The following is a 23,094-nucleotide window of genomic DNA, read 5'->3' as shown; positions in this document are numbered from 1 at the left end:
CGGCAGGGGCACAGTTGATGGGGGTCGACTGTTTATGAAGGGTTTCACGGCAGTGGCGGATAGTTTGAGCGTTCAGGCATCGCATGATGATGCGCGTCTGGAATCGGCGTGGGACGCGATCCGCGCCGGGCTTCGCCGCGACATCGGCCCGCGTATGTTCGATCAGTGGCTGAAGGCCGCTCGGCTGGGCGACTATTGCCCCGAATCCCAGACGCTGGACCTGCTGTTCGCCTCCGACTTCACGGCCAATTTCGTGTCCGGTCATTTTGGTGACCGCCTCTGCATGGCATGGCGCTGTGCTGGCGTGGGGGTCCGGGAGGTCAGGCTTCGCCGCGCGCCTAACTCCATCGGCCCGCGCCTGCTCGAAGCCGCGCCGGTGGAGGAGGCGGCCGTTGGTGATCCCGTCTCGCTTGATGCCGCCCCCGCCTGCAACTTCCAGCCGCGCCACAGCTTTGCCGATTTCGTAACCGGTGAATCCAACCACCTCGCCTTTTCCGCGGCGCAGGCGATCGCGGCAGAAGCGCAGCCCCGCTTCAGCCCGCTTTTCATCCATGGCAGCACGGGACAGGGCAAGACGCACCTGCTCCACGCCATCGCCCAGCACTTCTCCACCCATTCCCCGGCCGCACCTGTGCTCTACATGTCGGCGGAGCGGTTCATGATGGAGTTCGTGAACGCGATGCGCGCGAACGAGACCATGATGTTCAAGGCGCGCCTGCGCGCCGCCCGGCTGTTGCTGATCGACGATATCCAGTTCATCGCGGGCAAGGGTTCGACGCAGGAAGAATTTCTACACACTATCAATGACTTGATCGATTCCGGCGCCCGCATCGTCGTGACCGCCGATCGCGCCCCGCAACTGCTCGACTCGATCGACGCCCGCATCCTCTCCCGCCTTGCCGGAGGGCTGGTCGCGGACATCCGCCCGGCCGACCTCGACCTGCGCCTGTCCATCCTGGAAGCCAAGCGCGCCATCGCCGGCGACCCGCCAGTCCCTGACGCCGTCGTCGATTTCCTGGCGCGTTCAATTCGCTCAAACATTCGTGAGTTAGAAGGCGCTTTCAACAAACTGATCGCCTACGGCCAACTCACCGGCCGCTCCGTAGATCTGGAATTTGCCCAAAGCATGCTCGCCGACGCGGTGCGCGCCAACGCGCGCCGCATCACGGTAGACGAGATCCAGAAGGTCTGCGCGGCGCACTACAAGATTGACGCTTCCGAGATGCGGTCCAAGCGCCGCGCTCGTGCTGTGGCGAGACCCCGTCAGGTGGCCATGTATCTCGCCAAGAAGATGACGCCTCGGTCGCTGCCCGAAATCGGACGCATTTTCGGTGGCCGCGATCATAGCACGGTCATCCACGCCGTGCGCACGATCGAGGAACTGCGGCAAACAAACGCGGACATCGATGCCGACATCCGCACCCTCCTGCGCCAGCTGGAAAACTGACGCTGACAGCAATGGGGCGATGAATTAGGGTGCGGCGATGATCCGATATGTCGCCCTTCTGCTCGCCGCTCTACTTTCTTTCACGGCCGCTGCCGCTCAGGTTACGGCTTCTTCTCCTTCACACGATGTCCAGGTCGCGCTCGATACAAGTGCTGGCCGCATCATCATCGTCGCCGTCCATGTAGCCATGGCGCCGATCACCGCGCGCAACTTCTTGCGCTACGTCGATCAGAAGCGGCTGGACGGCACCACATTCTACCGCGCTGTGGGTACTGTCGATTATGGCTTCGTTCAGGGCGGAACGCAGAATGATCCCGCGCGCACACTCCCGCCCATCGCCCATGAATCGACCACGCAAACCGGGCTTACCCACGATGAAGGCGCGCTTTCCATGGCACGCTATGCGCCGGGAAGCGCCGCTGGCGATTTCTTCGTCGTTCTTGGCGAGATGCCCAGCATGGATGCGCAAACCGCGTCGCCGGGCGATAATCAGGGCTTCGCTGTGTTTGCCCATGTGGTGGAGGGTATGGACGTGGTCCGCGCAATCCTGTCGACACCAAAGTCGCCGACTGCGGGCGAGGGCGTTATGAAGGGGCAGATGCTTCAGCACCCGATAAGGATCACGACAGCCCGTCGGCTTCCCTGATCCTGCCGAGCAGAAAAATTCGGCGGGCTCCTGCTCCGAAGCGAAGACCGCCGACGAGCGTTTCGTCCGAGGTCAGCCCTTCCGTTCGGGCGGCAGGGTGATCTTCACATCCTCTCCATTCTGCCCCGGAAAGCCGGTGAACATCGCGTCGATCAAGTTGGGGACGAGATAGGTCAACCTGTTCGACAAGGACTGTGCGGAAGCCTTGCCTTCGAACAGCCGCCTATTGTCGGCCGCCCGATCGATCTTCATGCTGAGGTCGCTGGTATATACGGTATAGCTGCTGACGTCGCTGTAACCGGGGCCGAACAGCCACGGATCATAGAAGCCGTAGCCCCATGGCCTACCCCAGCGGCCGCGCCAGCCCCAGCCGCCATAGAAATACGGATCGGGCGGGCCGAAGCCCGTAGAGCGCACCTTTTCACGCCCATTATCGACATGATAGGCGACGCGGACGATCAGGTCAGCGCGGGCCGGATCAGATGCTGGAGTGTAGCCGGTCTGGGCCAGGCGTTGACCTACCATCCCTGCATATTGCGAAAATTCTAGGCCACCGGCGAGACGGGGGTCATCGGCAACGACGGTGAAGCTCTGCCCAGCGGGTGCAGGCAATTGCTGGAAGCGCGCGACATTCGCTTTGAAGGATGAAGCACAGCCAGAAAGGGCGATCAGCGCCAACGTCGGTGCCGCAACCATACCAATCTTTTTGATAAGTTTCATATTCCTGCGTCCCTAAGGCAGAGAGCCAATACAACCTTGCGCCCGACAATAGCAGAACGCAACTGAACATCATTTGAACGCTCGAACAAGGCGGGCGGACGCAATTATGTCAGCTATAGGCAAGACGTCACGGCGATCGTTATTCCGTCGATGGCGAAGGGCAGCGATTCAGCGCATCAGGCCCATCGCATCATAGGCCGCCCGCAGGGTCGGCTCCGCTGCGGCGCGCGCCTTGGCGGCACCATTTTCCAGTATGGCGTCGAGCGCCGCGTCATCCGTGCGCAGTTCAAGGAAACGCGTACGAATGGGCCGGAGGGTTTCAACCAGCAGCTCGCCCAAGGCTGGTTTGAAAGCCCCAAATCCTTTGCCCGCAAAATCGGCGCACACGGCGTCTGCCGTTCTTCCAGTCAAAGTCGCGTAGATGCCGATCAGATTATTCGCTTCCGGCCGACCCTGCAGACCCTCTGCCGTTTCGGGCAATGGTTCCGGATCCGTCTTGGCCTTCTTCACCTTCTGCATGATCGCGTCATCCTCATCGGTGAGGTTGATGCGGCTCATGTCCGACGGATCGGACTTCGACATTTTCGCGGTGCCATCGCGCAAGGACATGATGCGCGCCGATTCCTTGGGGATGATCGGATCGGGCAAGGTAAACAGCTCGACCCCGAAATCCGTGTTGAACTTTGTGGCGATGTCCCGGGCCAGTTCGAGATGCTGCTTCTGGTCCTCGCCCACAGGCACATGGGTAGCGTTGTACACGAGGATGTCGGCTGCCTGGAGTACCGGATAGACGAACAGGCCTATCGAGGCGCCCTCGCGATCCTTGCCGACCTTGTCCTTGAACTGTGTCATACGGTTCAGCCAGCCTATCCGCGCCGTGCCGTTCAGCAACCAGCATAGCTCCGCATGGGCGGGGACCCGTGCCTGATTGAACAGTACGGAGCGATCGGGATCAATCCCCGCAGCGACAAGCGCCGCCGCCATGTCCCGGACATTACGAATGCGCTGCTCGCGTCCCTCATGCACGGTGATCGAATGCATGTCGGCCAGAAAGAAGAAGCATTGGCTTGCCGCATCCATCTCGTCCTGCATGCGCACCCAATTGCGGATCGCGCCCAGATAATTGCCCAGATGCAGATTACCGGTCGGCTGGATGCCGGAAAGGACGCGCATTCTTCTATCCATTCTCTTGGGTTGTGGTTGAACCCCGTCGGCGCATGAGTGCCTTAAGGTCGGACACGCGATAGGCGCCCGTCAGGAAACAGGCTATCCCGTAAAGCGCTATCCCCGCGCCGACAAGCACGGCCAGCGCAAGATAACGCTGGATCATTGCCCCAGCCAACCATGGTTCAAGAAGGCTTTCGCCCGCGATGAGCGCACCGCCCATGACGAGTGCCGCCAGCGCAAGTCGAGGAAGCCGTCGGCGCAGCTGCGCATCAGCGATGAAATGGCCGCGTTTTACCAGCGTTGCATAAAGCATGGCGACATTGACGGTCGAGGACATCGCAGTTGCCAGCGGCGGGCCTACATGCCCGAGCAGGGGGATTAGCGCGATATTGCCGATGATATTGATGAGGATCGACAGCATCGCATAACGCACCGGGGTCTTGGTGTCGCCACGTGCATAATAGCCAGGCGTCAGAACCTTCACGAGAACATAGGACGGGAGGCCGATCGAAAAGGCGGACAATGCCCAGCCACAGCGACGCGCATCCTCAACGGTGAAACGGCCATATTGAAAAAGGCCGCGAACGATCGGCTCGGCGACCGTGATGAACGCAATCGTCGCGGGCAATGTGAGAAACAGGGCCAACTCGACGCCGCGATTTTGCGTTTCCATGGCCACCTGCTCCTGCCCCGTCGACAGAAGCCGGGAAATGGTCGGCAGCAATATGGTGCCAAGGCCGATCCCGATCAGTCCGAGCGGCAGTTGGTTCAACCGATCGGCATAGTAGATATAGGTGATCGACCCAGAGGCTAGCAGCCAACCGGACAAGGCAGTGGAAATAAGCAGGTTGATCTGCGAAGCGCCAGCACCGGCGGCAGCTGGCACGATGAGACGCAGCAACTCACGCACATCGCCATCAAGGCGAGGGCGTTTGAGCTTCATCGAAACGCCCGCGCGACGGCAGGCCCAGATCAGCCATAAGAGTTGCAACGCTCCGCCCACAGTGACCGACATGGCCTGGACACGAGCCGTTTCATATTCGTCCGCCCCGTGGAAAAACCACAGCCCAACGATCATGGCGACATTCAGCAATATGGGCGCGGCGGCATTCACCCAGAATTTATCGAGCGAATTCAATATGCCGCCCAGCAACGAAGCAAGGCTGATCAACGCGAGATAGGGCAGGGTGATGCGCGACAATAGTACCGCAAAGGCAAACTGCTCCGGCGTCGGGTTTTGACGCGAGAAGCCGCCGGACAACAGCCAGGTGATGGGGTAGGCCGCAGCAATCAGGATGACGGTGAAAAGAATGAGCACCGGCAGCAGGACGGCAAGCGCACGTTCTGCGAAATGATAGCCGTCCGCGACACCGCCCGGCCCGGCCGCCTTGCGGTTGAACATCGGAATGAATGCCGCGGAAAAGGCGCCCTCCGCAAACAGGGCGCGAAACATGTTGGGCAGGCGAAAAGCTACGCCATTGAAAGCGTCCGACGCAAAGCCTGCACCGACATAGCGCGCGGCCAACGAGTCACGGATCAGCGCCAGCACCCGGCTGGCGAGCGTCAGCCCGCCTACCGAGCCAAGCGCCTTGACCAACTTCATGGGGTTATCTCTCCCGCCGAGCGAGGTTGGGCTGGTCCGTTCTGCCTACGGCCGAAGCGCAGGGCAGTTCGCTTACTCCGCTTACCGCAAGCTTGGCGAGCCCAGCGGGAGCGGAGCGCGACCTCATATGTGCTTCAGGCGTGACCAGCCGGTTCGCCTGCGGTTTGTGCGATCGCCTGAGCCTGCTGCTCGTAAAGTCCACCGAAATCGATCGGGTCGAGCAACAGTGGCGGGAAACCGCCATCGCGGATCGCATCGGCCAGCACGCGGCGGGCGAAGGGAAAGAGCAGGCGCGGCGCTTCTGCCAGCATGAACGGCTGAAGTTGTTCGTCCGGCACATTGCGCATGCCGAAGATCGCGGCGTACAACAGCTCGACGGCAAAAGCCGTGCCCTGCGGAGCGAGCGCCTTTACCTCGATTTTCAACGAAACTTCTACGACTTCATCACCGACCTTGTCGGCCCCGATGTTGAATTGAACATCGATTTGCGGCTGGTCCGGCCACTGGTAGACGGCGGGCGAATTAGGGTTCTCGAACGAGAGATCCTTCACATATTGGCTGATGAGCGCGATCTGTGGGCTAGTATCGGCGCCGTTACCTGCGCTGGTCTGGATCGTATCGGCTTCGTCGGCCATTTGAGTTCCCTGAATTTCCTGTTGGTCCGGGGGCAACAAGCCCCAAGACGTTGGCCCGTGCGCTTAGCAGGGGCGGCGGGGCAGGGCAATGCCGCCGCCTAAAGGCGCCATTTGAATATGGGCGGAAACATGCCTATGTTGATTGCGTTGTCGTTTTCAGATCTAGTCTAAAGGGTTCTTTGCCCCGTGTATGTAATCGTGATCCTCGCCCTCATCGCCGGTTTTCTGGCGTTGCGGCTCTACTCCGTACTGGGAAAGCGGACGGGGCATGAGCAGGAACCTGCGTTGCGTCCGGCTGAGGAAAGGGCGAAGGTAACTGTCCTCCAGCCTCGCACGATGACGGACATGGCCGGTGATTCGGTGCGGTTGGCCGATGGCTTGATTGCCCAGGGTGGCGAAGCTGGCGTGCGCGCATTGATCGCGGCCGACCGGAATTTCGATGTCCCGCAATTTGTCGAGGGTGCGAAAGCAGCCTACAAGATGGTGCTGGAGGCATTCTGGCGGGGCGATCGTTCGGAACTGGAATGGTTGTGCGATACAGAAGTGCTGGCCTCTTTCGAGGAAGCGATCGCACAGCGCGAGGCTGCGGGTCATGTGCTCGACAACCGGCTTGTTCGTATCGAAAAGGCGCAGATCGTGGGCGCCAGCGTCGATGGACGTGTTGCCGAAGTTTCGCTTCGGTTCGAGGCCGATATTGCAGCGGTGACCAGGGACAAGGAAGGCAATGTCGTCGCTGGTTCGCTGACTGATGCAGTGGGCACCAACGATATCTGGACATTCGCGCGCGACTTGCGCAGCACCGATCCCAATTGGAAGCTTAGCGAAACCGACGAGGCCGCATGAACTTCAGGCAGCCGTGGGCAGGGCTGTCGGCTGCGCTGCTCTTGTCGGCATGCGCGGGCGGTGTCATCCCACCCGGAGCGACAGGTCCTGCCCCTTCAAGGCAAGTGCGCGGCTCCGAGGCCCCGGTCAGCGCAGTTGCCGCTACGCCGCGCCCAGCTTTGCCGTCCGCTACGCCATCGACCCAGGCCGTTGATAATTTAACGGCGGTCGCCGCCGGAGTTACGCGTGGTCCCGATATTACACCACTGATCGAAGCGGGAGAGCGTTCACGCAAGGCGCTGGAGGCATTTCGTCTTTCCTGCCCGTCGCTGATGAAGCGCATCGATCAGAGCGGCCTTACAAAAGGGTCGGACTGGAACAACGCCTGCGCTGCTGCGTCCAGCTGGCCAGGAGCGAGCGCCAACGAATTTTTTGCCCGCTATTTTGAGGCGGTGCAGGTCGGCCCCGGTGCAGCGTTCGTCACTGGATATTATGAGCCGGAAATTTCCGGATCGCGAACTGAACAAGCGGGCTACCAAGTCCCGATCTATCGCCGTCCCCCCGAGCTGATCGACGTCAATCTTGGCCTGTTCAGCGACAGTCTGAAAGGCAAGACCATTCGCGGCAAGGTGCAAGGGAGCAATTTCGTCCCCTTTGACGAGCGTTCCCAAATCGTCGCTGGTGCGCTCGCCGGTCGTGGACTTGAACTTGCGTGGGCGGCGGATCCGGTCGAATTCTTCTTTCTTCAGGTGCAGGGCAGTGGACGTCTGCTACTGCCAAGCGGCGATGTCATGCGGATCGGCTATGACGGGCAGAATGGCCGCGATTATGCTGGCATCGGCAAGCTGATGAAGGATCGCGGGCTGATCCAGGCGGGATCGATGCAGGATATCATGGCATGGTTGCGCGCCAACCCGGTGGAGGGGGCGCAGATCATGAATGAAAACAAGAGTTTCGTGTTTTTTCGCGAATTGACCGGGCCGGGGCCGATTGGCGCCATGGGCGTGCCGGTGACGGCTGAGGCGACCGTGGCCGCTGATCCGCGATATGTCCCGATGGGGGCGCCGGTGCTGCTTTCGCTTGATCGCGCGGAGCCCAATGGAGTCTGGATCGCCCAGGATACGGGCGGTGCCATCAAAGGCGCCAATCGGTTCGACAGCTTCTGGGGTGTAGGCAGTCGCGCGCGATCGATCGCCGGGGGCATGTCGGCACGCGGAAGCGCGCTGATCCTGCTGCCCGTTGGATCGGCGGCGCGGCTGGCGTCACAATAATTGCTGCTGGCGATGGCCCGGCGGCATCTTTCCTCTGACGAACAGGCGCTTTGGAGCGCTCTTACTCGATCCGTTCGCCCGCTGCGGCCCGGTCGGCATAAAGTCGATATGGCTGAGCCTGTCGCAACGGTGCCGGGCAGTCGAGCTTTGCCGCCTGTTCCCTTGCGGCCGATAGAAAACCGTCCATCCCGCTCCCCGGCAGCTATTCTCGATAATGGGTGGGAGCGCCGTATCCGTGGCGGGACGCTGGTGCCGGACATGGCCATCGACCTTCACGGTCATACCCTATCGAGCGCGCATGCAATGCTGAATCAGGCGCTTTCTTCCGCATTGGCCCGTGATTTGCGCATCTTGCTCGTGATTACAGGGAAGCCTCCCAAAGCGGCCGTTCCAAACCGCGAATCCCGGCGGGGCGCAATCCGGGGTGAGATCGGTCACTGGCTGGAAACCAGCCCGTTTGCAGACCGGATCGCAAGCGTCAGACAGGCCCATCCGCGCCATGGCGGCGATGGAGCTATCTACATCATATTGCGGCGCAAAAAATAGCCGCCCCAAGGTCTGCCACTGACCTTTTCTTAACCAGCATCCTCCATAAGCATCCCGATCCGTGGCTCATTATCGAGCTGCGCTCTGGGCAGGAGGCACATGCAGGGCGTGACATTGAAAAGCCGCGCCACTGCCTTCGCCTGCGCCGCGGGGGCGCTGGTGTTCATCCTGTCGCTTGTGCTGGGGCAGGATCAGGCCGACGATATCCTGGGCATCGGCAGATCGCTGATCGTCGCGATCCTGTGCGGCACATTGAGCTGGGCCTCGGCGCGCCAGACGGTCGCCACGACCGCGAGCGCCATTGATGTCGCAACCGAAAGGTTGATCGCTGCTGCCCATGGCGATCTGCAATCGTCCGTACCGCCTGAGATCGCCGTCGAATTGCCGGACCTGTCGGTGGCGATGACCAGCCTGTTCAGTCAGGTCCGCACCAATCTGGACCATGTGCAAACGCTCGCATTGTTTGACCAGGTGACGGGCCTAGCCAACCGCACGAGCTTTTGCCGACAGGTCGAAAGGCTGCTTGCCGAGCGGGAAGAGACCTGTGCAGCGGCGCTGTTCTTTATCGATCTCGATGGCTTCAAGGGGGTGAATGACACGCTGGGCCATGCTGCTGGCGACCAGCTGCTCGCTCGTGTCGCCGGGCGCCTTCGCGAAGTCGTGATGGCGCAGGTCAGTGCAGGCATGAACGACGCGGTCATCGGTCGGCTGGCGGGTGATGAGTTTACGATGTTCTTCCCCCGGCTGTCCGCACCGGAGGCCGCGAGCCGCATCGCGCGCGCTATTCAGTTCGCGCTGAGCGAGCGCTTCGATCTGGGCAGCCAGCATATAGAGTTGGGCGCATCGATCGGCATCGCCTGCTACCCCGATCACGGCGATACCCTCTCTGCCCTGCTGCGATCCGCCGACATCGCCATGTATCATGCCAAGCATCGCGGCCGGAACCGGGCCGAGATGTTCACTGCCGAACTGGCGCTGGAAGCCGCCGACCGCGCCGAACTGGAGCGGGATTTGTTGCTGGCGCTGCAACGGGATGAGTTTATTCTGGAGTTCCAGCCGCAAGTGGAGGCTGTGAGTGGCCGGGTCGTCACGGCCGAAGCCTTGATCCGCTGGGAGCATCCCGAACGTGACATGGTCATGCCGGGCTTCTTCGTACCTGTCGCGGAGGAAAGCGGTGCCATCGTGGCGTTGGGCGATTGGGTAATGAGCCGCGTTTGCGAAACGGCGGCGCGTTGGTCGAAGGCCGAGATCGGGCAGCGCATCGCGGTCAACATCTCGTCACGGGAACTGTCCCAAGCGGATTTCTTCCTGCGGCTGCGGCATGCCATGGCGGCGCATCAGACCCCGCCGCACATGCTGGAGCTGGAAATTTCCGAATCGCTGGCGATGGGAATGGACGAGCGGGTGCGTGCGCAGCTGAAAGCGCTGCGTGAGGAAGGCGTGCGGATCGCCATCGATGATTTCGGGACTGGTTATTCCAACCTGTCCCGCCTGAAGGAGCTGCCTGTCGATCGGGTCAAGATCGACCGGAGTTTGGTGCGCGACATCGCCGTATCGGCCGAGGCACGTACGATTTGCAGTGCCGTTGTCGGCCTAATCCAAGGGTTGGGGATGGAGGTTGTGGTGGAGGGTGTCGAATCGGAAGCGCAAATGGAAATGCTGCGCGTTATCGGTTGCACGCTGTTCCAGGGATATCATTTCGCCCGACCCACCAGCGAGCAGGATTATCTGGCCCGCTTCGCACCAAAGCAGGCCATCCAGCGCCGCATGGTTTGAAGGTCAGGCCGCTAACGCTCTGCGAACAACAAGCGCGTATATGCGCGTCAGATCTTGCAGGTCCTGCAGAGCCACGGCCTCATCCAGCTTGTGCATCGTCGCATTGTTCAAGCCGAATTCGACCACGGGGCAGAGGCGCGAGAGGAAACGGGCGTCCGAAGTGCCACCAGTGGTGGAAAGTTCCGCTTCCACCCCGGTCACCTCCCTGATCGCTCCTGTTACAAGGCTGGACAAGGCTCCGGGTTCGGTCAGGAATGGTTCGCCGCTGATCTTTGCAGTGACGGTGCCGCCCTCCGCCGCGGCGATCGCGTTGATCCGTTCAATCAACTGCGCGCCATTATGTCGATCATTGAAGCGGATGGAGATACGCGCGTTCGCTGCGGCTGGAATGACATTGGTCGCGGGGTTACCCACTTCCAGGTCCGTGATTTCGATATTGCTTGGCTGAAACCAGTCGGTGCCTTCGTCCAGCACCACGGCATCTATGGCGGCAAGAATGCGAACGAGCCGTGGCACGGGATTGTCGGCCAGATGGGGGTAGGCGACATGGCCCTGCATCCCTTCCACCCGGATCCACATGTTCACCGAACCGCGTCGGCCCACCTTGATGACGTCGCCCAGCCGTTGGGACGAGGTAGGCTCGCCGACCAGGCAGAGGTCGGGCCGCAGTCCATGCGCGGCCATGCGATCCATGAGTGCCAGCGTGCCGAAAATCGCAGGGCCTTCTTCGTCGCCAGTGATGATGAGGCTGACCGTACCCGGCAAGTCTTCCGGAATGCTGGCAAGCGCGGCGACGAATGCAGCGATCGACCCCTTCATATCGACCGCGCCGCGACCATAGAGCAGGTCGCCCCGAAGTTCGGGTGTGAAAGGGTCGCTTGTCCAGCCATCCCCGGGCGGTACTACGTCCAGATGTCCGGCGAAGGCGAAGTGCGGACCCGCCCCGGTTGTCCGCCAGGCGAGCAGATTTTCGACCGGACCGTCGGGTTCCTCCCCCACAACAAAGCGATCGACGGTGAAGCCGAGCGGAACCAGCATTGCTTCCAGAACGGCGAAAACCTCACCCCGCGCGGGCGTTACCGAAGGACATGCAATCAGCTTTCGTGCTATGTCCACTGTGTCGGCATTGGTGCTGGTCATGCTCATGAGGCTGCGTTAGCGAAAGCCGAACGCCTTTGCCAGCGGAGGAAGAGATCATGCCCAAGATCGATCTTGCAGCCATAGAGCAGAGTAACAGGACCGGTTATCCGGCACCCTATTCTGTGGTAGTCGATGGACGCTGGGTGCGAAAGCTCGGCCATGGTTGCGGACTCGCCGATTTTGGCATCAGTCATGTCATATTGAAACCAGGCGCGGCTTCATCGCAGCGGCACTGGCATGAGGACGAAGATGAATTCGTCGTCATGCTGAGCGGGCAGGCCGTGCTGATCGAAGAAGAAGGCCGCTTTTCGATGCAGGCAGGTGACATGGCAGCTTTCCCCAAGGGAGAGCCGAACGGGCATCAACTGATCAATGAAAGCGACGGCGATTGCGAGTTCCTGGCTTTCGGGCGGGTGCCGCAGGGAGACGCGCATTATCCTGACATCGATCTTAGATGGTCGATGGGAAGCTATCGGCGCAAGGACGGGAGCGCTTTTTGAGCGGCTATCCGGGCTTCGACAGGCGGATGATGCTGGCGGGAATGGGAGCCGCGCTGCTGGCCGCCAAGGCACCTGTTCCAACCCTGATCAAGCCGCCGCGTTTGCGCCCGGGTGATGTCGTGGGACTTGTCGAGCCAGCGGGCTTTACAGATGACATGTTCGATCTGGCTGTCGTGCGGGAAACGATAATGGCGATGGGGTTAAAGCCCAAGCCTGCCCGCCATCTTGTCGAGCGATATGGCTATCTGGCGGGCAAGGACGAAGACCGGGCCGCCGATGTGAACGCGATGTTCGCTGATCCGGAGGTTCGGGCCGTGTTTGCTGTTCGCGGCGGATGGGGATGCGCGCGCATCCTGCCTCATCTGGACTTTGCAACGATTCGCGCGAATCCCAAGCTGCTGATCGGATTCAGCGATATTACCGCGTTACACATGGCCTTTGCGGCGCGGGCGGGCTTTACCACCATCCATGGCCCCAATGCTGCAAGCAGCTGGCCGCAATTCAGCTGGGACGTCTTTCGCGCGATTGCCTTCGAAGGCGCTACACCGACCTTGATCAACCCGCAGCCCAAGGAGGACCGGCTGGTTCCATTGGGCGGACGCATCCGGACCTTTGTGAGAGGACGTGCCAGCGGGCGATTACTGGGCGGCAATCTGACCGTGCTGGCGGCTATGATCGGCACGGGCTGGCTGCCTGACTTTGCGGGTGCCATCCTGTTTCTGGAGGATGTGGATGAGGCACCCTACCGGATCGACCGGATGCTGACCCAGCTGTCGCAGGCAGGCATTCTGGGCAAGGTGTCGGGCGTGGTTTTTGGTCAATGCACAGGCTGTGGCGCACGCGAGCCGTCCTATGGCGGTTTCACCTTGTCCGAAGTGCTGCAACAGCATTTCGGTCCCCTTGGCGTTCCAGCATTTCAAGGCGCTGCCATAGGTCATGTCGCGAGCCAGTTCAGCCTGCCATTGGGCGTGCGCGCGGAAATTGATGCTGATGCGGGGAGCATCCGCTTGCTGGAGGCGGCGGTTAGCTGAGGATTCACTCCGTTTCGTCTGAGGGACGGATGTAAGCTCCGCGCCCATCGGGCGGGATCAGTTCGTTATTCCTTATGGTCAGTGTCAGCATATTGAAACCGGGCTGCGGCACGTCTTTCGTCGGTTCGGCCAGCAGTCTGACGGTGCCGTTTTCCTCCTGCCAGCGTCCTTCGGCGAAAAGATCAAGAGCGCCGTAGACGAGATACCATTGAAACCGCCCATCCGGCCGGAGCATCAATTCAGAGCCGGTTTCCATGACTCCACGAAGATAATAATGGCCCGCCCGCTGAGTTGGTGAAGGCTCTGCCAAGGCTGCTGTGGCGAAGAAGGCCACCAGCGGTAGGAAGGGTGCGATCAGCCGCATGCGAGCCAAGATAACAGATTTTGGCGACGAAAGCCTGTCTTGCGACTAGACCCGGCTGAAGGGGAGTAGCTCTTCATAAACCTGGAGCGGTGGTTTCCCTTCCACGCGCGCGCCTTTCCGCATCAGGAACGCATGGCGGACGATCTCCGCCTGTTGTTCAAGTCCATACCTGCCGAAAGGCCGCCCCGGCACTATGTCGTAACCATAGCGGCAGAAGGGGTGGCGCATCAGCGGCAGATACCATTTGCCGCCCCTTTGCGCCTGCCAGACATGGGTCATCTCGTGGATGAAATGACCCTGCAAGTGCAGCCCCTGGTCGCAGAAATCGACGCAGAAGAGGCCGCTCTTGGGATTGAACCAAATATGCCCGTCCGGCGACATGGTCACGCGGGCGGGCTGAAATGGCCACCATTTATGATTGTGAGCCCGCACCTGATCATAGGCGATCGCATCGCCAAAGACCGAGCGAGCTAGCGCGACTTCTCCCAAGGTCAGAGGTCGGCTGGTCAATGCTTATTTTACTTCCTCGGCCTTGGGAGTTGGCGCGCCAGGCTTCTGGATCGCGGCGTCGACCAGCAGGCGGTCGCCATTGGCGAGGAGGAAGGTCAGCGTCATCTTGCCCCGGCTGATAGCCGTATCATTGACTCCCCAGATCATCAGATGCTTGCCGCCGGGCGCAAAGGCGACTTTCGTCTTGGCGGGAATGTCGACTGAATCGATCTTCTGCATCATCATCATGCCGTTATGATCCATGCTCTCGTGCATCTCTACCTTGAGCGCATAATCGGTGAGCACGCCGCGTAGTTGTGTGGCCGCATCACCGCCATGCACCACAAAATATCCAGCCGATGGCGTATCCTTGTTGGGACTGAGGCGTAACCAGGCCTGGTCAATATAGGTCGGTGCAGGATCGCCGCATGCCGCAAGCGTGAAAGGAGCGGCAAGGGCAAAGAGGCTGAAGAGTGCGCGCATCAGGAGGCTTCCGTGACTGTCTCGTTTCCGGTCGGTTGTTACGGTAATCGCCCGCGCTTCTTGTGCCAAGAAAGATCACGCCTATATCCCATCCGCAAACGGCCTTGCCTTGGCGCTTTCGTGAGGTATGGGGCCGTCAACCGCTGAATGAAATTGGGGTTCAAAGAGGACAAGATGGGAAAAGTAATCGGCATTGACCTTGGCACCACCAACAGCTGCGTGGCTGTAATGGATGGCGGCAAGCCCAAGGTGATCGAAAATGCGGAAGGCGCGCGCACCACGCCGTCGATCGTTGCCTTCACCAAGGATGGCGAGCGCCTGATCGGCCAGCCTGCCAAGCGCCAGGCCGTCACCAATCCGGACAACACGATTTTCGCGGTGAAGCGCCTGATCGGCCGCCGCTTTGATGATCCGACCACCAAGAAGGACATGGAGCTTGTCCCCTATCACATCGTGAAGGGTGGCAATGGCGACGCATGGGTCCAGGCGGGCGGCAAGGATTATTCGCCTTCACAGATTTCCGCCTTCACGCTTCAGAAGATGAAGGAAACCGCCGAGAGCTATCTGGGCGAAACCGTCACCCAGGCGGTCATCACCGTTCCGGCCTACTTCAACGACGCCCAGCGTCAGGCGACCAAGGACGCTGGCCAGATTGCGGGCCTGGAAGTGCTGCGCATCATCAACGAGCCGACCGCGGCCGCGCTCGCCTATGGTCTCGACAAGCAGGACGGCAAGACGATCGCTGTCTATGACCTTGGCGGCGGCACCTTCGACATTTCCATCCTGGAGATCGGCGACGGCGTGTTCGAGGTGAAGTCGACCAACGGCGACACCTTCCTGGGCGGCGAAGATTTCGACGCCAAGCTGGTGGAATATCTGGCCGAAGGCTTCAAGAAGGATGAGGGCATCGACCTCACCAAGGACAAGCTGGCGCTCCAGCGTCTGAAGGAAGCAGCCGAAAAGGCGAAGATCGAACTGTCTTCGGCACAGTCGACCGAAGTCAATCTGCCCTTCATCACCGCTGACCAGAATGGCCCCAAGCATCTGGTGAAGAACATCACCCGCGCCGATCTGGAGCGGCTGGTGACCGACCTCATCAAGCGCACGATGGAGCCCTGCAAGAAGGCGATGGCCGACGCGGGCATCTCTGCAAGCGAGATCAGCGAAGTCGTCCTTGTCGGCGGCATGACCCGCATGCCCAAGGTGCGCGAGGCTGTGAAGGAATTTTTCGGCAAGGAACCGCACACCGGCGTGAACCCGGACGAAGTCGTCGCCATGGGCGCGGCGATCCAGGCGGGCGTTTTGCAGGGCGACGTCAAGGACGTGCTACTGCTCGACGTGACGCCGCTTAGCCTCGGCATCGAGACGCTGGGCGGCGTATTCACCCGCATGATCGACCGCAACACTACTATCCCTGCCAAGAAGTCGCAGGTCTATTCGACCGCCGACGACAATCAGCAGGCGGTAACGATCCGCGTCTTCCAGGGCGAGCGTGAAATGGCGGCGGACAACAAGCTGCTCGGCCAGTTCGACCTGGTCGGCATCCCGCCCGCACCGCGCGGCGTGCCGCAGATCGAAGTCACCTTCGACATCGACGCCAACGGCCTCGTCAACGTCCATGCCAAGGACAAGGGCACGGGCAAGGAACAGCAGATCCGCATCCAGGCTTCGGGCGGTTTGTCGGACGCCGACATCGATCAGATGGTGAAGGACGCCGAACGCTTCGCTGATGAAGACAAGAAGCGGCGTGAAGGCGCGGAGGCGAAGAACAACGCCGAAAGCCTGATCCACACCACTGAACAGCAACTCAATGAGCATGGCGACAAGGTGGATGCAGCCCTCAAGTCCGAAATCGAAACCGCGATCGCCGCGACCAAGTCGGCTGTCGAGGGCGGTGACGCCGAAGCGATGAAGGCCAAGGCGCAGGAACTCGCCCAGGTCGCGATGAAGCTCGGCCAGGCGATCTACGAGAAGGAACAGGCTCAGGCCTCTGCTCCGGGTGCTGAAGCTCCGAAGGCTGATGACGATGTCGTGGACGCCGAATTTTCGGAAGTGGACGACAACAAGGCATAAGGCCCGATGAAACGGTTCTCGACTTCGCTCGAACCGAACGGTTATGGTAGCCGCTACCGCCGTTCGTACCGGGCGAAGCCGAGGGACGTGCGCGCGCCGGGGGCGAGATGAGTAGCGAATTGGACTATTACGAACTGCTCGAGGTCGAGCGCACCGCCGACGCGGGCGTGATCAAGAGCGCCTACCGCAAACTGGCGATGAAATATCACCCGGACAAAACCGGGGGATGCAGCGACGGTGAAGCGAGATTCAAGGCGGTTTCCGAAGCCTATGAGTGCCTGAAAGACCCGCAGAAGCGCGCAGCCTACGATCGCTACGGTCACGCTGCCTATACCAATGCCCAGAATGGTGGCGGTGGCGGCTTCAACGGGCGTGGCGGCGCGGGCGGCTTTTCTGACCTCGGCGATATTTTCGAGACGATCTTCGGCCAGAGCGGATTCGGCGGCGGTGGTCGTCAGGCGCAGCGGCGCGGCGCGGACCTGCGCTACGACATGGAGATCACGCTCGACGAAGCCTATCATGGCAAGAAGACCGAGATAGAGATCGAAGTCTCCGCCTCTTGCGAAAGCTGCGACGGATCGGGCGCGCAGCCCGGCACCGGCGTCAAGACCTGCGGCACCTGCGGCGGTCATGGCCAGGTCCGCGCTCAGCAGGGCTTCTTCGTCGTCGAGCGTACTTGTCCCGGCTGCCACGGCGCGGGTCAGGTCATCGAAAGCCCCTGCCGCACCTGCCGCGGCGAAGGGCGTGTGGACAAGCCCAAGACGCTGTCCGTCAACATCCCGGTCGGCGTCGATGAAGGCACCCGCATCCGCCTGTCGGGCGAAGGCGAAGCAGGCGCACGCGGCGCACCTGCGGGCGACCTCTACATCTTCCTCCATGTAAAACGGCACACTCTGTTCGAACGCGACGGCACGACGCTCTTCTGCCGCGCGCCGGTGAGTTTCACCACGGCGGCACTGGGCGGCTGCATCGAAGTGCCCGGCCTCGACGGTCAGCGGCATGAGATCAAGATTCCGAGCGGCATCCAGTCCGGCAAACAGATCCGCCAACGCGGCGCGGGCATGCCCGTGCTGAACGGCCGGGGGCAGGGCGACCTCGTCATCCAGGTGGATGTCGAAACCCCGACACGCCTCTCTGCCAAGCAGAAGGAACTGCTTGAAGCTTTTCGTGATACGGAAACCGGTGAAGAATGCCCGCAGTCGACGGGCTTCTTCAGCAAGCTCAAGGAACTCTGGGGCGACTGACTTCTTCCTTCTCCCGCAGGCGGAGTTGGACGAGGGACTAGCCCCAGTCTCTCGAGCCATTCCGGACATCCCAGCGAAAGCTGGGATCTCCCTAGGCAGGCGCGACGTCCGCTCCCCCCAATTCCCGTCATCCCAGCGAAAGCAGGGTTCTCACAAGAACGGCCCCTCGTGGAAAGCGGGCCAACTTCCGCTGACGTGACTGAAGGAAAGGCCGCCTGCCCCCTCAGGCCGCCAAAAACATGTCCGGATCGATCGCCATTAGGCTCTCGGCGCCACCCTCGATCTTCCGCCTCAACGCGCCCGCATCCGGCATGATACGCTCCGCGAAGAACCGCGCCGTGACCAGCTTCGCTTCCAGATAGCGTGCGTCGCCCTCACCTGTTTCCAGCAGGCCCGCCGCCGCCTTGGCCATGCGCAGCCACATAAGGCCAGTCGAGACGATGCCAAGGATATGCATATAATGCACCGCGCCTGCCCCGGCATTGTCGGGGTTCGCCATCGCATTCTGCATCAGCCACATGGTCGCCGCGCCCAGCTGCCCGCTGGCCTTCTCCAGCGCCTCGGCCACGCCAGCCAGCTTCTCATTGCCCTTCGCCTGCGCGACCTCGTCAGCCACCAGCTTGAGGAACGCTTGCAAAGCCCGGCCGCCATTCATGGGCAGCTTGCGGCCAACCAGGTCCATCGCCTGCACACCGTTGGTGCCTTCGTAGATTTGGGCAATACGGGCGTCGCGTACATATTGTTCGGCGCCATTTTCCCAGATGTAGCCATGGCCGCCGAACACCTGCTGGCTCATGACGGCGACGTCGAAGCCCTTGTCCGTGCCATAGCCCTTGATCACCGGCGTTAGCAGTTGAACCAGATCGTCGGCGGCCTGCCGTTCCTCCTCTGTCGCGGCGTGCTCCGCCAGATCGACCTGAAGCGCGCCCCAGAGCATCAGCGCACGCAGCCCTTCGGTCAGCGCCTTTCCTTCCATCAGCATGCGCCGGACGTCGGGATGGACCAACAGCGTGTCGGCCTTCTCTTCCTTGTCCTTGGGGCCGGTAAGGGCGCGGCCTTGCCGCCGGTCGCGCGCATAATGGACCGCATTCTGAAACGCGATTTCTGCCTGGCCGAGGCCCTGCATGCCGACCCACATGCGCGCGGCGTTCATCATGATGAACATGGCGGCGAGGCCCTTATTCTCCTCGCCCACAATCCATCCCTTGGCGCCGTCATAATTCATGACGCAAGTGGCGTTGCCGTGAATGCCCATCTTGTGCTCGAGCGACCCACAGAACACCGCATTGCGCTCACCCAGCGACCCATCGTCATTCACCAGCAGCTTGGGCACGACGAAGAGGGAGATGCCTTTGCTGCCTTCGGGCGCGTCCGGAGTCTTGGCGAGGACGAGGTGGATGATATTTTCGGTCAGGTCCTGCTCACCGGAAGAAATGAAGATCTTCGTGCCAGTGATTGAATAGCTGTCGTCACCCTGCTTCACCGCTTTGGTCTTGATGAGGCCAAGGTCCGTGCCCGCATGGGGTTCGGTCAGGTTCATCGTGCCCGTCCATTTGCCAGACACCATGTTGGGGAGATATTTCTGCTTCTGCTCTTCGCTGCCCTTGGCGAGCAAAGCGGACACCGCCCCGCTGGTTAGGCCATGATACATTTCGAAGCTGTGATTGGCCGACAGCACATATTCGCCAACCGCCGACGCGACGACATTGGGCAGGCCCTGTCCGCCATATTCGACCGGCGCGTGCAGTGTCGTCCAGCCGCCCTCTACATAGGTGTCGAATGCCTGCTTGAAGCCCGGCGGCGTTGTGACGCTGCCATCCGGGTTTCGAACGCAGCCTTCCTTGTCGCCGACGGCATTGAGCGGAAAGAGTACTTCCTCCGCTATCTTCGCGCCCTCTGTGAGGATGGCATCCACCAGATCCGGCGTCGCGCTCTCAAAGCCGGGCAGATTGGCATAGCGATCGAGGCCCACCACATGGTCGAGTATGAAGCGGGTTTCGCGAATCGGGGCGGAATAGCTGGGCATCAATCTTCTCCGGTTATCTTTCTCGTCGCGAATGCTCAGGGCTTGTCGAGAGCTGTGACAAAGCCCGAAAGTTCCGCGATGGCGGCATCTATGTCGCTTTTCTGGCGGGTGAGCAGTTCGATGCGAGCCTTGCATTTGGCGACTGTGACGCGCCGCTGCTCCTCATGTTCCTCATCCGCGTCGTAAAGATCGATCATTTCGCGGATCTCGGCGAGGCTGAACCCGACCCTTTTGCCACGCAGAATCCAGGCAAGCCGAGCGCGGTCACGGCGCGAATAGATGCGGGCGAGGCCATGACGTTCCGGTGCGATCAGTCCTTCATCCTCATAGAAACGCAGAGCGCGGGCCGTGACGTCGAACTCCTCCGACAGATCGGTGATCGTGTAATTCTGTCGTTCCTTGTGGTCGGGCAGTTCGATGCCCGCGATGCTGCTGCGCTGGTCCATGGCGTCTTAGCTAAGAAAGGTTGACGTTAACGTCAAGCATGATCTGCGGCAATTTGCCCTGATGACAGTCGGGCCTGGAGAGGTTAAGCGGCCCCTAATGACGGGGGCAATCAGACAATCGGAAGTCGCGCGGGGCTTGCTTTCCGCGTTGGCGCTGCTTGTCCTGGCCATCCAGTTGATTACGCCCGCCGGTTTCATGCCGGTTCGTACAGAGCGGGGCGTGATGGTGACCCTCTGTACGGGGCAGGGCGCAGTCAGCGTCCTGGTCGATCGCGATCAAGCTCCCGGGAAAGTGCATCATTCGCAGGATGACGGCGTCCCGGTTCAGCAACATTGCTCCTTTGCCGCCTCGGTTCAGCCGGTTGTTCCTCCGCTCATTCTCGCCGATCTGCCGTTGCCAGCGTGGCAGACTGTTTCCGGGCCTATCGCATTCGCGCTCAAGACGGGGCTGATCGCCCGACTTGCCGCACCGCCTCCGCCATCATCCGGTCCTCCTCTGTCCTCCTGAAGCTGTCGTTTATGCTGCGCTGAGCGCGGCACGATTTTCTCGAGGAATGAATTCATGTCTGCATTTACCGCTTTGCGCAGCGTGTCGCTGTGCGCTCTTGCCTGTTCGCTGCTTGCCACCCCCGCTTTCGCTGATGAAGCTGGCGATCAGGGCCGTATCATCGTGACCGCCAGTCCTACAGTGGAGGACGCCGTTACCCATATAAGCCGGACGGCGGGCGGCGCCGATATCGTTGCTGCCAAGGATTTCGAAGACAAGCTGGCCGTATCGCTGCGCGATGCGCTGGGCTTCTCCGCAGGTGTCTACACACAACCGCGCTTTGGTCAGGAGGTGCGCATTTCGATACGCGGTTCGGGGCTGTCGCGGAGCTTCCATATGCGGGGCCTGACGCTGTTGCAGGATGGCATCCCGATCAACATGGCGGACGACAACGGAGACTTTCAGGAACTGGATCCGCAGGTGTTCCAGCATCTGGAGGTCTATCGCGGCGGCAATGCGCTGCGACTTGGCGGGTCGACATTGGGTGGCGCCATCAATGCGGTGACACCCACCGGACGGACGATGCCGGGCGCGGAACTGCGCATAGATGGCGGCTCATTCGATACGCTGCGTGCGAAGGCGGCCTATGGTTATGCCGATGCTCGTGGTGACGCCTGGGCGGCGATTACCGCCGACAGGTCCGATGGGGACCGCGCTCACGGACAGAGGCGCGCCCTGCGTTTCAACGGCAATGTTGGGATCAAGCTGAACGATCGGGTGGAAACCCGTTTCTATGTCAGCGCCCAAACGATCCGGCAGAAGCTGTCGGGAGCGCTGACTGAAGCGGATGCCTTGAATGACCCGGCAAAGGGCAACTTCGCAGGTGATCAGGCGCGCAACATCGATTCCATCCGGTTTCAAAACCGCACCACGGTTGAACTGGACGGCGGTCAACTGGCCTTTGGCGCCTATTTCAATGCGAAAGCTCTAAACCATCCCATTTATCAAGTGGTCGATCAGAAATCAGAGGATCGTGGACTGTTCGCCAGCCTTGACCTTTCGGGAGAGGTGCAAGGCCTCCCGGTCGAGCTGACCTTGGGAACGCAGGCACGTTTTGGCCATGGTGATTTCCGGCAGTTTGTTAATATCGACGGCAAAGCGGGCGCTCTCACGTCCATGCAAAAGGCGCGGGCGCAGACGATCAACAGTTATGCGGAGGCCAGGATCGCTCCGGTTCAGGGACTATGGCTGATCGCAGGCGGCATCTATACGCATGGTGAGCGGCAACTGGACAATCGCCTCGCGCCTTCACGCAGCGGCGAGGCTAAGTTCGATAGCTTCGCGCCTAAATTCGGGCTTCTGTATGCACCCTCTCAAACAGTGCAGGTCTATGCAAATTACAGCCGGTCTGTGGAGTTGCCTGGCTTCATCGAACTGGGCCAGATTGCCGCTGGACCAAGTGGGCCGCTCCCCGGCTTCACGCCACTCGACGCGCAGCGGGCCTGGACGGTGGAAATCGGCACGCGTGGCAGCATGGGGCCAGCCCGTTGGGACATAAGCCTCTATCGCGCGGACCTGAAAGGCGAGTTGCTGCAATATAATATCCAGCCGGGCGTCATTCCGGCGGCAACATTCAACGCGGATCGGACAAGGCACCAGGGCATCGAGGCCGCGCTGGACCTGACCATCGCGCCGTGGGCGACGTTGCGGCAGGTCTACCAGTATAGCGACTTCCGTTTCCGGAATGACGCGCAATTTGGCGACAACCGCCTGCCCGTCGTGCCACGTCATTTCTACCGCGCCGAAGTTAAGCTGGGAACCGATCGCGTCAGCATCGCTCCGGCTGTGGAATGGGTGCCGCAGGGTGCCTGGGCTGATTATAGCAATAGCAAGCGGGTTGATGGCTATGCGATGTTCAGCCTCGGGGCGCAGGCGCAATTGACGAAGGGCGTCAGCCTGTTCGTCGATGCACGCAATCTGACGGGTAAGCGAGCGATAGGCGATATCGGAGCGCTCGTAAGCTACAAACCGGACGATCCATCGATCCCTGGGAACCAAGCCAGTGCGGCTTTCTATCCCATCGAACGCCGGGCGGTTTACGCGGGCCTGCGCGCGCGTCTCTGAAAAGGCAGCGGCCTATCCTCATGAGAGGGTGGAGCGGGGCGGTAAATGCGGCTA

At 61.1% G+C, this 23,094-nt stretch carries 22 protein-coding genes; 12 read left to right on the top strand and 10 right to left on the bottom strand.

Features of this window, described 5'->3' with window-relative positions; genetic code table 11:
* The first annotated feature begins 34 nt into the window (after positions 1–34).
* A complete protein-coding gene (gene dnaA / locus AC6JBC_RS12045) occupies positions 35–1,447 on the top strand; it encodes a chromosomal replication initiator protein DnaA (RefSeq protein ID WP_498024478.1) in 1,413 nt (470 codons plus the stop codon).
* A gap of 37 nt (positions 1,448–1,484) precedes the next feature.
* Positions 1,485–2,093 (top strand): peptidylprolyl isomerase, encoded by a 609-nt coding sequence (locus tag AC6JBC_RS12040; RefSeq protein ID WP_498024477.1) that lies wholly within the window; start codon positions 1,485–1,487, stop codon positions 2,091–2,093.
* Between the two features lie 72 nt (positions 2,094–2,165).
* Here the strand turns inward: AC6JBC_RS12040 and AC6JBC_RS12035 are convergent, their stop codons facing one another.
* The 4 genes from AC6JBC_RS12035 to secB all read right to left on the bottom strand — a co-directional run bounded on the left by AC6JBC_RS12035 (position 2,166) and on the right by secB (position 6,218).
* The gene (locus tag AC6JBC_RS12035) at positions 2,166–2,813 is read right to left on the bottom strand and encodes a DUF4136 domain-containing protein (protein ID WP_460987330.1); all 648 of its coding nucleotides are present in this window, start codon (positions 2,811–2,813) and stop codon (positions 2,166–2,168) included.
* Between the two features lie 168 nt (positions 2,814–2,981).
* The gene (gene trpS, locus AC6JBC_RS12030) at positions 2,982–3,986 is read right to left on the bottom strand and encodes a tryptophan--tRNA ligase (protein WP_196225213.1); all 1,005 of its coding nucleotides are present in this window, start codon (positions 3,984–3,986) and stop codon (positions 2,982–2,984) included.
* A 4-nt stretch (positions 3,987–3,990) separates the two neighbouring features.
* Entirely contained in the window at positions 3,991–5,583 is a 1,593-nt protein-coding gene (gene murJ, locus AC6JBC_RS12025; protein ID WP_498024476.1) for a murein biosynthesis integral membrane protein MurJ, read from the bottom strand.
* A 134-nt stretch (positions 5,584–5,717) separates the two neighbouring features.
* The gene (gene secB / locus AC6JBC_RS12020; protein ID WP_498024475.1) at positions 5,718–6,218 is read right to left on the bottom strand and encodes a protein-export chaperone SecB; all 501 of its coding nucleotides are present in this window, start codon (positions 6,216–6,218) and stop codon (positions 5,718–5,720) included.
* A gap of 186 nt (positions 6,219–6,404) precedes the next feature.
* Here secB and AC6JBC_RS12015 point away from each other — a divergent pair, with 186 nt between their 5' ends.
* The 4 genes from AC6JBC_RS12015 (at position 6,405) to AC6JBC_RS12000 (ending at position 10,633) form a co-directional block, all read left to right on the top strand.
* Positions 6,405–7,061: a Tim44/TimA family putative adaptor protein gene (locus AC6JBC_RS12015; protein WP_498024474.1), complete on the top strand. Its 657-nt coding sequence runs from the start codon at positions 6,405–6,407 to the stop codon at positions 7,059–7,061.
* On the top strand, positions 7,058–8,311 hold the full coding sequence (gene mltA, locus AC6JBC_RS12010) for a murein transglycosylase A (protein WP_498024472.1): 1,254 nt from the start codon (positions 7,058–7,060) through the stop codon (positions 8,309–8,311). Before AC6JBC_RS12015 ends, mltA begins: the two co-directional genes overlap by 4 nt.
* Positions 8,312–8,323: 12 nt before the next feature.
* Complete coding sequence (locus AC6JBC_RS12005; RefSeq protein ID WP_498024470.1) at positions 8,324–8,857, top strand: Smr/MutS family protein; 534 nt, start codon at positions 8,324–8,326, stop codon at positions 8,855–8,857.
* A 99-nt stretch (positions 8,858–8,956) separates the two neighbouring features.
* Positions 8,957–10,633, top strand: coding sequence for a putative bifunctional diguanylate cyclase/phosphodiesterase (locus tag AC6JBC_RS12000; protein ID WP_498024469.1), 1,677 nt, complete (start codon positions 8,957–8,959; stop codon positions 10,631–10,633).
* Between the two features lie 3 nt (positions 10,634–10,636).
* Here AC6JBC_RS12000 and dapE read toward each other — a convergent pair whose 3' ends face one another.
* Positions 10,637–11,779, bottom strand: a complete 1,143-nt coding sequence (gene dapE / locus AC6JBC_RS11995; protein ID WP_498024468.1) for a succinyl-diaminopimelate desuccinylase — start codon at positions 11,777–11,779, stop codon at positions 10,637–10,639.
* 50 nt (positions 11,780–11,829) lie between these two features.
* Here dapE and AC6JBC_RS11990 point away from each other — a divergent pair, with 50 nt between their 5' ends.
* Together AC6JBC_RS11990 and AC6JBC_RS11985 are read left to right on the top strand one after the other, a co-directional pair.
* Entirely contained in the window at positions 11,830–12,273 is a 444-nt protein-coding gene (locus tag AC6JBC_RS11990; protein WP_464788037.1) for a cupin domain-containing protein, read from the top strand.
* Positions 12,274–12,299: 26 nt separating this feature from the next.
* A complete protein-coding gene (locus AC6JBC_RS11985) occupies positions 12,300–13,304 on the top strand; it encodes a S66 peptidase family protein (RefSeq protein ID WP_498026073.1) in 1,005 nt (334 codons plus the stop codon).
* Positions 13,305–13,308: 4 nt separating this feature from the next.
* Here AC6JBC_RS11985 and AC6JBC_RS11980 read toward each other — a convergent pair whose 3' ends face one another.
* The 3 genes from AC6JBC_RS11980 to AC6JBC_RS11970 are packed head-to-tail and all read right to left on the bottom strand — an operon-like array spanning position 13,309 to position 14,640.
* Positions 13,309–13,668 (bottom strand): hypothetical protein, encoded by a 360-nt coding sequence (locus tag AC6JBC_RS11980; RefSeq protein ID WP_464788038.1) that lies wholly within the window; start codon positions 13,666–13,668, stop codon positions 13,309–13,311.
* Between the two features lie 45 nt (positions 13,669–13,713).
* Entirely contained in the window at positions 13,714–14,178 is a 465-nt protein-coding gene (locus AC6JBC_RS11975) for a vgr related protein (protein WP_498024467.1), read from the bottom strand.
* 3 nt (positions 14,179–14,181) lie between these two features.
* Positions 14,182–14,640 (bottom strand): copper chaperone PCu(A)C, encoded by a 459-nt coding sequence (locus tag AC6JBC_RS11970; RefSeq protein WP_498024466.1) that lies wholly within the window; start codon positions 14,638–14,640, stop codon positions 14,182–14,184.
* A 174-nt stretch (positions 14,641–14,814) separates the two neighbouring features.
* On the opposite strand from AC6JBC_RS11970, the gene dnaK reads away from it, so the two are divergent.
* Together dnaK and dnaJ are read left to right on the top strand one after the other, a co-directional pair.
* Positions 14,815–16,713 carry a molecular chaperone DnaK gene (dnaK, locus tag AC6JBC_RS11965; protein ID WP_498024465.1) on the top strand — a complete coding sequence of 633 codons (1,899 nt, stop codon included), beginning with the start codon at positions 14,815–14,817 and terminating at the stop codon, positions 16,711–16,713.
* Between the two features lie 107 nt (positions 16,714–16,820).
* A complete protein-coding gene (gene dnaJ / locus AC6JBC_RS11960; RefSeq protein ID WP_498024464.1) occupies positions 16,821–17,957 on the top strand; it encodes a molecular chaperone DnaJ in 1,137 nt (378 codons plus the stop codon).
* Positions 17,958–18,180: 223 nt separating this feature from the next.
* On the opposite strand, the gene AC6JBC_RS11955 is transcribed toward dnaJ, so the two are convergent.
* The gene (locus AC6JBC_RS11955; RefSeq protein ID WP_498024463.1) at positions 18,181–19,983 is read right to left on the bottom strand and encodes an acyl-CoA dehydrogenase C-terminal domain-containing protein; all 1,803 of its coding nucleotides are present in this window, start codon (positions 19,981–19,983) and stop codon (positions 18,181–18,183) included.
* 35 nt (positions 19,984–20,018) lie between these two features.
* A complete protein-coding gene (locus AC6JBC_RS11950) occupies positions 20,019–20,429 on the bottom strand; it encodes a MerR family transcriptional regulator (protein ID WP_464788044.1) in 411 nt (136 codons plus the stop codon).
* 97 nt (positions 20,430–20,526) lie between these two features.
* Here AC6JBC_RS11950 and AC6JBC_RS11945 point away from each other — a divergent pair, with 97 nt between their 5' ends.
* Together AC6JBC_RS11945 and AC6JBC_RS11940 are read left to right on the top strand one after the other, a co-directional pair.
* The gene (locus tag AC6JBC_RS11945) at positions 20,527–20,937 is read left to right on the top strand and encodes a hypothetical protein (protein WP_498024461.1); all 411 of its coding nucleotides are present in this window, start codon (positions 20,527–20,529) and stop codon (positions 20,935–20,937) included.
* Between the two features lie 54 nt (positions 20,938–20,991).
* Positions 20,992–23,040: a TonB-dependent receptor family protein gene (locus AC6JBC_RS11940; protein ID WP_498024460.1), complete on the top strand. Its 2,049-nt coding sequence runs from the start codon at positions 20,992–20,994 to the stop codon at positions 23,038–23,040.
* Positions 23,041–23,094: the final 54 nt, after the last annotated feature.

This window comes from Sphingobium sp. RC1 (assembly GCF_059738765.1).
Note: the sequence above shows the minus strand (reverse complement) of the source record. Positions and strands in the feature narration are given on the sequence as shown.

Bases quoted from the DNA above. Each gene is read 5' to 3' on its own strand.
- secB (WP_498024475.1), bottom strand. From the start codon at position 6,218: ATGGCCGACGAAGCCGATACGATCCAGACCAGCGCAGGTAACGGCGCC.
- AC6JBC_RS11990 (WP_464788037.1), top strand. From the start codon at position 11,830: ATGCCCAAGATCGATCTTGCAGCCATAGAGCAGAGTAACAGGACCGGT.
- AC6JBC_RS11940 (WP_498024460.1), top strand. From the start codon at position 20,992: ATGTCTGCATTTACCGCTTTGCGCAGCGTGTCGCTGTGCGCTCTTGCC.
- AC6JBC_RS12005 (WP_498024470.1), top strand. From the start codon at position 8,324: ATGGCCCGGCGGCATCTTTCCTCTGACGAACAGGCGCTTTGGAGCGCT.
- AC6JBC_RS11970 (WP_498024466.1), bottom strand. From the start codon at position 14,640: ATGCGCGCACTCTTCAGCCTCTTTGCCCTTGCCGCTCCTTTCACGCTT.
- AC6JBC_RS11985 (WP_498026073.1), top strand. From the start codon at position 12,300: ATGATGCTGGCGGGAATGGGAGCCGCGCTGCTGGCCGCCAAGGCACCT.
- AC6JBC_RS11950 (WP_464788044.1), bottom strand. From the start codon at position 20,429: ATGGACCAGCGCAGCAGCATCGCGGGCATCGAACTGCCCGACCACAAG.
- AC6JBC_RS12040 (WP_498024477.1), top strand. From the start codon at position 1,485: ATGATCCGATATGTCGCCCTTCTGCTCGCCGCTCTACTTTCTTTCACG.
- AC6JBC_RS12000 (WP_498024469.1), top strand. From the start codon at position 8,957: ATGCAGGGCGTGACATTGAAAAGCCGCGCCACTGCCTTCGCCTGCGCC.
- AC6JBC_RS11980 (WP_464788038.1), bottom strand. From the start codon at position 13,668: ATGCGGCTGATCGCACCCTTCCTACCGCTGGTGGCCTTCTTCGCCACA.
- AC6JBC_RS11955 (WP_498024463.1), bottom strand. From the start codon at position 19,983: ATGCCCAGCTATTCCGCCCCGATTCGCGAAACCCGCTTCATACTCGAC.
- dapE (WP_498024468.1), bottom strand. From the start codon at position 11,779: ATGAGCATGACCAGCACCAATGCCGACACAGTGGACATAGCACGAAAG.
- AC6JBC_RS11945 (WP_498024461.1), top strand. From the start codon at position 20,527: ATGACGGGGGCAATCAGACAATCGGAAGTCGCGCGGGGCTTGCTTTCC.
- dnaA (WP_498024478.1), top strand. From the start codon at position 35: ATGAAGGGTTTCACGGCAGTGGCGGATAGTTTGAGCGTTCAGGCATCG.
- murJ (WP_498024476.1), bottom strand. From the start codon at position 5,583: ATGAAGTTGGTCAAGGCGCTTGGCTCGGTAGGCGGGCTGACGCTCGCC.
- AC6JBC_RS12035 (WP_460987330.1), bottom strand. From the start codon at position 2,813: ATGAAACTTATCAAAAAGATTGGTATGGTTGCGGCACCGACGTTGGCG.
- dnaJ (WP_498024464.1), top strand. From the start codon at position 16,821: ATGAGTAGCGAATTGGACTATTACGAACTGCTCGAGGTCGAGCGCACC.
- dnaK (WP_498024465.1), top strand. From the start codon at position 14,815: ATGGGAAAAGTAATCGGCATTGACCTTGGCACCACCAACAGCTGCGTG.
- trpS (WP_196225213.1), bottom strand. From the start codon at position 3,986: ATGCGCGTCCTTTCCGGCATCCAGCCGACCGGTAATCTGCATCTGGGC.
- mltA (WP_498024472.1), top strand. From the start codon at position 7,058: ATGAACTTCAGGCAGCCGTGGGCAGGGCTGTCGGCTGCGCTGCTCTTG.